Genomic DNA, 6,697 nt, shown 5'->3' with positions numbered 1-6,697 from the left:
GTGCAGTAATCCTGCCAAAGTGAAACCTTTTTCAACCCGTGTATGGGCGTTCCGGTAAGCATAGTAAAGGTCTTGCCGCACGTTTTGCACTTGGAGCGCTGCCTCCCATTGAACATGCTGTGCTTAATGATCATGCTGCTCGAGCAGTGGGGGCAGACTTTCGCCTCCCCCAGCTGAGCCGTAAGTGATGCATCCGTATTTTTCAGCTCCCGCATTACCGTAACGCGCTCTTGTTCTGTCAACTGTTTTGCGAGTTCTCGGATTTGTTCAATTATTGTCATATCATAGAGACTTTCCACTAAGATAAGCAAATTTTTGCAACAACATTATCACTGAATAGAGCCAACGAAAACGATGAAAGAATTGCAATTCTTTTGTAAATTGTTCCAACGAAAATATCTAGATCAGATGCAAGCCAACACGCCACTTGAGTATGGAAAATACTACCACATTTACATCAGCCAAGGCTTGCAGGGCACGGATAGTAAAATAGCTTGACCGCCGAAGGAGGTTCCGCGCTAGCGGGGGTGCCTACGGCACCGTGCCACGAATACCTCATCATGCAAGACACGCTAAGTGTATTACAAATTATAGTAAACATGCTCTATTTACGCTGTGCGTGGGTTGTTGGTAAGGACTCCACGTCTGCTCCAGCTGGGGCACCTCCTTGTGGTGGATTTCATGTGAACGTATCGTAATTCGAACTTGTTTAGGCCGAACTTACGTTAGCTAGTTTTTTGTTTACTAATCTGCATCCAAGCACCGTATTGTGGTATTATCTTTATTTCCTCAAATTGCTAAAAACCTCAATCGCCAAAAATCATATAGTGCCATGAAAAACATAAAGTCTCGTATTGTTCTCGGTATCATATATTCGATTGCCTTTATTGGCCTTTTTTATCTCTGCATTGGCTGCTACTTTGCCTATGTGGCAGTGGGTAATTTCAATCTCACAACCTTTGTAACAACCTTCGAGAAGCAGCGGGCCGACTCTACCTTCGACGTTGCCCGCTGGGATACGCTCGTTAAGCATGACATTAACCTGAAATCGGATTTTGGATATTCGGTTAACGGAATGTTTGTCGAAAATGGAACTCCATCCGATACCACCGTTGTTATTTGTCACGGAGTGGCCTGCAATAAATGGTTAATGATTCGCTACGCCGATCTTTATCTCTCCCTAGGATATAACGTGGTGCTTTATGATCAGCGGGGGCATGGCGTCAGTGGTGGCGAATATTCTACATTTGGCTATACCGAAAAGTTCGATTTGCAAAAGATGGTCGAGCTGGTTGCCGAGCAGCATCTAGGAGTTGTAATTGGTGCACACGGTGAGTCGATGGGGGCAGCCACCGTGCTACTGCATGCTGGAATGATCAATGCCCATACTCCCGATTCGCTGCCCCATATCTCATTTTACATAGCCGATTGCCCCTATTCCGATCTTAAGAAACAGTTAACTTACCGTTTAAAGGAGGAATACCATATTCCCAATATCGGTATTGTTGAAGCCGCCAGCCTATGGTCGCACTGGCTTTACGGTTTTTGGTTTGGTGAAGTGAATCCCATAGCCCATATTCAGGATGTGAAAGTCCCGGTTCTCTTTATCCATGGCGATGCCGACACCTACGTTCCCACCAGCATGAGCGAGGAATTTTATAGCGCAAAGCCCGAGCCCAAAATGCTTTATCTATCACCCAATGCCAACCACGCGATGTCGTATAGAGTAAACAAGGATGAGTATAGGAGCAGGGTAGAGACGTTTCGGAGCAGATTCTTGGGCCAAAGAAACCTATAGGTTGAATTTATCAATTATGGAATTTTAATTACCTTAATCCAACGTAATATTAGTTTCCAATTTGGCTTACACCTTTCTCTAACCAGAGAAGAGGTAGCCTTCCTCTTTTCGTATGGACAACCGCCTCCAATCTGACTATTGCACTTTGTATGCGGCGCCATTTTCATGAAATTACTCCACCAAAACTCCACCAAACCGTTAGCCACGCTACATATTTCAGGGGTATATGGATCTCAGCCGTCATGGAAAAGTGGGAATCATGTAAGTTTTAAATTTAATTATGTAATACATGCAGGTCAATAATGGCCTTAATTTGCATTCATATTATAAATTCATTTAAAACAAAAAGTCATGAAAAAGTATTTTGGTTTGCTAATGTTAGCTGTTGTTGTATTATCTGGATTTCTTTTTTCTTCCTGCAAAAAAGAAAAAACAGAAGTTAATATGATTGTTAAGAATTGGACTTTAGATTCCAAGACTATTGCCGGTGTAGACGTTACAAGAGATTGTGAGGAAAATGCAAAATGGAATTTTAGATCGGATGATACCTATGTTATCACAAATAGTTGTAACGATAAGACAGGAACTTGGTCGGTAGCTGAAGATGGAAAAACGCTTACATTGGATGGTGTTACTGCTTACAAAGTAATTGAAAGTAGCGTATCGAAACTTGTAATTGAGTTGCAGGTTGGTGATGTTGGATTAACACGTTGGACTTTTAACTAACCATTAGCATACGATTTTAGAGGTTTATATTTCAACTTATAGGAGACGTGAAATTATTTCACGTCTCCTATTTTTCTTTAATTATATGCATCCCATTGGTTAAGTAACTTTACCAATGGGATGCTTTTTTTTAGAAACGGTTCGAAATCAATTGGCGCAAATGATTCTGCTATGAAAAACGAAATAGTCAAATGTTTTGTATCTTGTTCTTCCTAAAACTGCACCCATGATTATAGAAACGCCACGCCTTACTATTTTTCCACTTACCTTCGACCAGCTGGTTTTATACCTACGGGACGATAGCCAGCTGGAACGAGAATTAAACCTCAACGAGGCGGTGCGCGTTATTCCGCAAGCGCTGCTCGATGCCTTTAACGAGACCATTCTTCCCGCCGTGGCTGATCCTTCGAAGAATTACCTATACTCTACACTCTGGACCGTTGTGTGCAAGGAGCGTAACCAAATGGTGGCCGATCTTTGCTTTCAGGGCGAGCCAAACCGCGAAGGGGAGATTGAGATTGGCTATGGCACCTACGATCTATTTCAGGGAATGGGATTCATTACCGAGGCCATTGGTGCTGTTGTCCGGTGGGCATTTAGTCAACCAAAAGTAAAGGCCATTATTGCCGAAACCGATCAAACGAACGTAGCCTCGCATCGAGTTCTCGAGAAGAATGGCTTTGTCAGGGTTCGAACGTCTGAAAGTTCTTTTTGGTGGAGGCTGGAGAGAAGTGATTTCGCGCAATAGTGCTATATCTCTTGTTTAACGTAGGGGAGTTGTATTCTGCATCTTAATGTAAAGAACGTCATGCCTTTGTTCGTCTTCGGTTTTAGGTCTTTCGATTTGGTAGTTATTGCAGCGTTGGCTATGTTGCTTATCATTCTTACCGGCTTTGCTGTAATGATGGTTGTGCGTAGCCGAACGAAAAGGATCGATATACCGTTTGTCCTAACCGTTACTTTTGCTATCCCAATTGCCATTGGCGTTTTGGTTATTGTTGTCAACTTTGTTCACGGTTTTATTACATCGCCCATGACGGTTCGCAAGTATCATCTTGAGGGCAATTATGTGATTAATCGCGATTGGTTTAAGGGCCCTAATGCCGATTGGCAATACGAGCACTACTGGATGCAAATATCCAATGATACGCTCTACTTGCATATCATGAATCAGGAAAAACAGATTAAGCAGTATTCCCGCGTATTTCAATATATCTTTAAGGGAAAGCATCGGGTAGTTCAGTTCTACAATGAGTATGATTTGCACTCCGCCGCCTGGCACCAGGTAAGGGATAGCTTAATGGAACTGGACGATAGCGGCTACGCGCAATTCCAAACGGCATCCGATACCGTGAATCTTGAGGTCGTGCTATCCGAGCGCCTGTTCAATGCAAAGTTCGATAGTGCTAAAAATGTGGGCGGGCATCATATGCTGCAGCTAAATCCATTGCTGCATGCCGATCCATTCAGCTTCAACCTAGTTTTGCGCCCAACGCGATACGGGAATATGTTTTTTCAGAAGGGCGATTGGAAGCCTTCTGAGCAATAGCCTCACATGTGGGCGATAAATGGTTATCCACATGCGAAAAAGTAATAATTACGGGAATTAATGCTTACGTGCGCGATCTGCTGTTCTTGACACTTCCTTCTGCTATTGGGCTGGTTTTTCTTTTTCATCTTGGTTTTCTTCTGATTCTCGCTATTCTGATTTTAATCTATTTTTACTTTGTAGCCAAGTGGGAGGAGCGGGAGTTCGCCCAACGTTTTGTGCGGAGTATTTAGACTATAAGTAGCAGGTTTTCTTTTTTTTCTAGAGTTAGAAAGCGAGAGCGAATTTAGATATTTGCAGTCTAAATCATAAGAAGGGAATGGTGCGCATGATTTCACAACGGTATTTTATTTGCGGATCGTGGGAAAAATACACTATAATCTAGGATTGCCTTATTGCTATTGATGTGTGGAAAAACGATCTTTGTGCAAGCAGAAGAGGCAAGCCTCGATGCTGTATTGAATAGTTATGAACCTAATCTTCATCGTTTTTGTCTCGGAATGTAACATTTGAAATTATTAACCTTCGCCAAGTAAGCTATGACCACCGCTGTAATTATTACAATCTGTTTTTTGCTGTTGTTGGCATATGTTTTCGACATCAGCTCACCGCTCACTAAAATCCCTTCCGTAATACTCTTGTTGCTATTGGGCTGGTTGGTGAAGCAAGTTACCTTTTTGTTGGAAATTCCTGTTCCCGATCTTAACCCACTGTTACCCTTGTTGGGCACCTTTGGATTGATTCTTATTGTATTAGAGGGTGCACTGGAGTTGGAACTGGACGAGTCGAAAATTCCTATTATCAAGAAGTCAACGTTAATAGCCCTAATAACCATGATTACCTTGGCTGTTATACTGGCCGTTGCTTTTCAGTTCTTTGGGCATGTGTCTTTTAAAACTGGGTTGGTTAATGCCATCCCATTTTGTGTAATCAGCAGCGCTATTGCCATTCCAAGCGCACGAAACCTCTCCTCTTCCGACAAGGAATTTGTGATATATGAGAGTAGCCTCTCCGATATTCTTGGTGTTTTGTTCTTCAACTTCATTGTTTTAAACGAGTATATAAACGGACAGTCATTCGGTCATTTTCTCTTTCAAATAATTATCGTTGTTCTTATTTCCTTAGTCTCGGTGTTGGGGCTCTCTTTTTTATTGAGCCGCATTAAGCATCACATTACATACACACCCATCATTTTGCTGGTTATTCTCATCTACGCCATAACGAAGGTTTACCACCTGCCCGGCTTAATTTTTATTCTTGTGTTCGGTCTTTTTCTTGGAAATATTGAGAAGTTGAAACAAATATCCTGGATTGGGCGGTTCTATACCGGTAAAATGAGCACGGAGGTGGCCAAGTTTAAGGGAATTACCATTGAGGCAACGTTCCTTGTTCGGGCTCTCTTTTTTATTCTCTTTGGTTTTTTGATGGAGGCCTCAGAAATACTCAATCTCGAAACGATGCCGTATGCAGTGGCTATTGTATTAGCCGTTGGCGTTGTTCGCTGGATTGCCCTCAAAATATCCAAAATTCCTTTTTCTCCCCTTTTGTATATTGCCCCCCGAGGGCTGATTACTATTTTACTTTTTCTGGCTATAATACCCGAACACTCCATTCCATTTGTGAATAAGGCGCTGGTAATTCAAACGATTATTCTTTCGGTTTTGGCAATGATGGGTGGTTTGATGAGGAGTCAGAAAAAGGAGTTGAGTAGCCAAGTCCCAACTGTTGAGACTTAGACTTCGCTGAACCTTTTTGGTGCGACGGGGTAGTGGATGCGAGTTGATTCGTTTTGTGTATTGACTTGCCTTTTACGATGGAACAGTTATGTTGGTGAGGAATAGTCTTTAGCTGCATTTTTACTGATGTAGCTAAACGTTTTCTATCTTTAGTGTTCCAATGCTAACCTCTAACTCAAACCGATTACCATGAAGTCCATCTACCTTTTCCTTGCGCTGCTTTGTTCTGCCACGTTTGCTTCGGCTCAAGATGTCCCCGAAATAAAGGCAATGATCAACGACCAAAACACCTTCTTGCAGCATCGCCTCGATGAGGTGGAGAAACGGGTTGATGATCTACTCTGGTTTCAACGCGTGGGCGATGTGGCCTTTGTCGATAAGGTTTTTATTGCCGGACCACCTCGTGCCAACGTGAAAAACCCAACTGCAATGGGCGCCAACAATCCGCTTAAGTTTTGGAGTTACGTTTTTCTTCCAAAGAACCTGAATCCCGATAAAAAGTATCCGCTAATGGTATTGCCTCATGGCGGTGTTCATGCCAACTTCGATACTTCAATAGTTCGGTAAGATTTATGCCGCAATTTTACCGTAATCCAACAAATCATTGACGATTTTTTTATTTTTTGCGGTGTTTGGGTTTATTGCAAACATACACATAAATCGTTCCAGTAGCAACGCGTTGTTATATAGAGTTTTGTAATTAGCCATTGAGAACGTTTTTTGGAGGTTATCCTTGTTTGAGAGCCAGTCTTGCTTGGCGATATTTACCGCTGTTAGAGCCGCGTTAAAGTGGAAATCGAGCTTATTCTTGCTCCTAGCCTGACAGGTGGTAAGCCCGGTGAACTGCTTGGCATCTCGGTAGAGGAATTCTATTTGAAATCGGGACCG

The 6,697-nt window shown here is 42.6% G+C and carries 8 protein-coding genes and 1 pseudogene; 7 read left to right on the top strand and 2 right to left on the bottom strand.

The window, feature by feature from the left end:
- Window positions 1–281: IS1 family transposase (locus BLS65_RS16890; protein ID WP_139180961.1), on the bottom strand; the 281-nt coding region annotated here is incomplete at its 3' end.
- 551 nt (window positions 282–832) lie between these two features.
- Between BLS65_RS16890 and BLS65_RS16885 the strand changes: the two genes are divergently transcribed.
- From BLS65_RS16885 to BLS65_RS16855, 7 genes are all read left to right on the top strand, one after another.
- Window positions 833–1,798 (top strand): alpha/beta hydrolase, encoded by a 966-nt coding sequence (locus BLS65_RS16885; RefSeq protein WP_125869932.1) that lies wholly within the window; start codon window positions 833–835, stop codon window positions 1,796–1,798.
- A gap of 351 nt (window positions 1,799–2,149) precedes the next feature.
- Complete coding sequence (locus tag BLS65_RS16880; RefSeq protein ID WP_092440978.1) at window positions 2,150–2,524, top strand: lipocalin-like domain-containing protein; 375 nt, start codon at window positions 2,150–2,152, stop codon at window positions 2,522–2,524.
- A gap of 226 nt (window positions 2,525–2,750) precedes the next feature.
- A complete protein-coding gene (locus BLS65_RS16875) occupies window positions 2,751–3,272 on the top strand; it encodes a GNAT family N-acetyltransferase (RefSeq protein ID WP_212590585.1) in 522 nt (173 codons plus the stop codon).
- A gap of 60 nt (window positions 3,273–3,332) precedes the next feature.
- Window positions 3,333–4,073, top strand: coding sequence for a hypothetical protein (locus BLS65_RS16870; protein WP_092440977.1), 741 nt, complete (start codon window positions 3,333–3,335; stop codon window positions 4,071–4,073).
- A gap of 8 nt (window positions 4,074–4,081) precedes the next feature.
- Window positions 4,082–4,306 carry a hypothetical protein gene (locus BLS65_RS16865; RefSeq protein WP_092440976.1) on the top strand — a complete coding sequence of 75 codons (225 nt, stop codon included), beginning with the start codon at window positions 4,082–4,084 and terminating at the stop codon, window positions 4,304–4,306.
- Between the two features lie 306 nt (window positions 4,307–4,612).
- The gene (locus BLS65_RS16860) at window positions 4,613–5,809 is read left to right on the top strand and encodes a cation:proton antiporter (RefSeq protein ID WP_092440975.1); all 1,197 of its coding nucleotides are present in this window, start codon (window positions 4,613–4,615) and stop codon (window positions 5,807–5,809) included.
- A gap of 189 nt (window positions 5,810–5,998) precedes the next feature.
- On the top strand, window positions 5,999–6,376 hold the full coding sequence (locus BLS65_RS16855) for a hypothetical protein (RefSeq protein ID WP_092440974.1): 378 nt from the start codon (window positions 5,999–6,001) through the stop codon (window positions 6,374–6,376).
- Between the two features lie 3 nt (window positions 6,377–6,379).
- Here BLS65_RS16855 and BLS65_RS18505 read toward each other — a convergent pair.
- Window positions 6,380–6,697, bottom strand: a pseudogene (locus BLS65_RS18505) (transposase); the annotation flags it as partial.

Source organism: Williamwhitmania taraxaci (assembly GCF_900096565.1).
Lineage (GTDB): Bacteria > Bacteroidota > Bacteroidia > Bacteroidales > Williamwhitmaniaceae > Williamwhitmania > Williamwhitmania taraxaci.
Note: the sequence above shows the minus strand (reverse complement) of the source record. Positions and strands in the feature narration are given on the sequence as shown.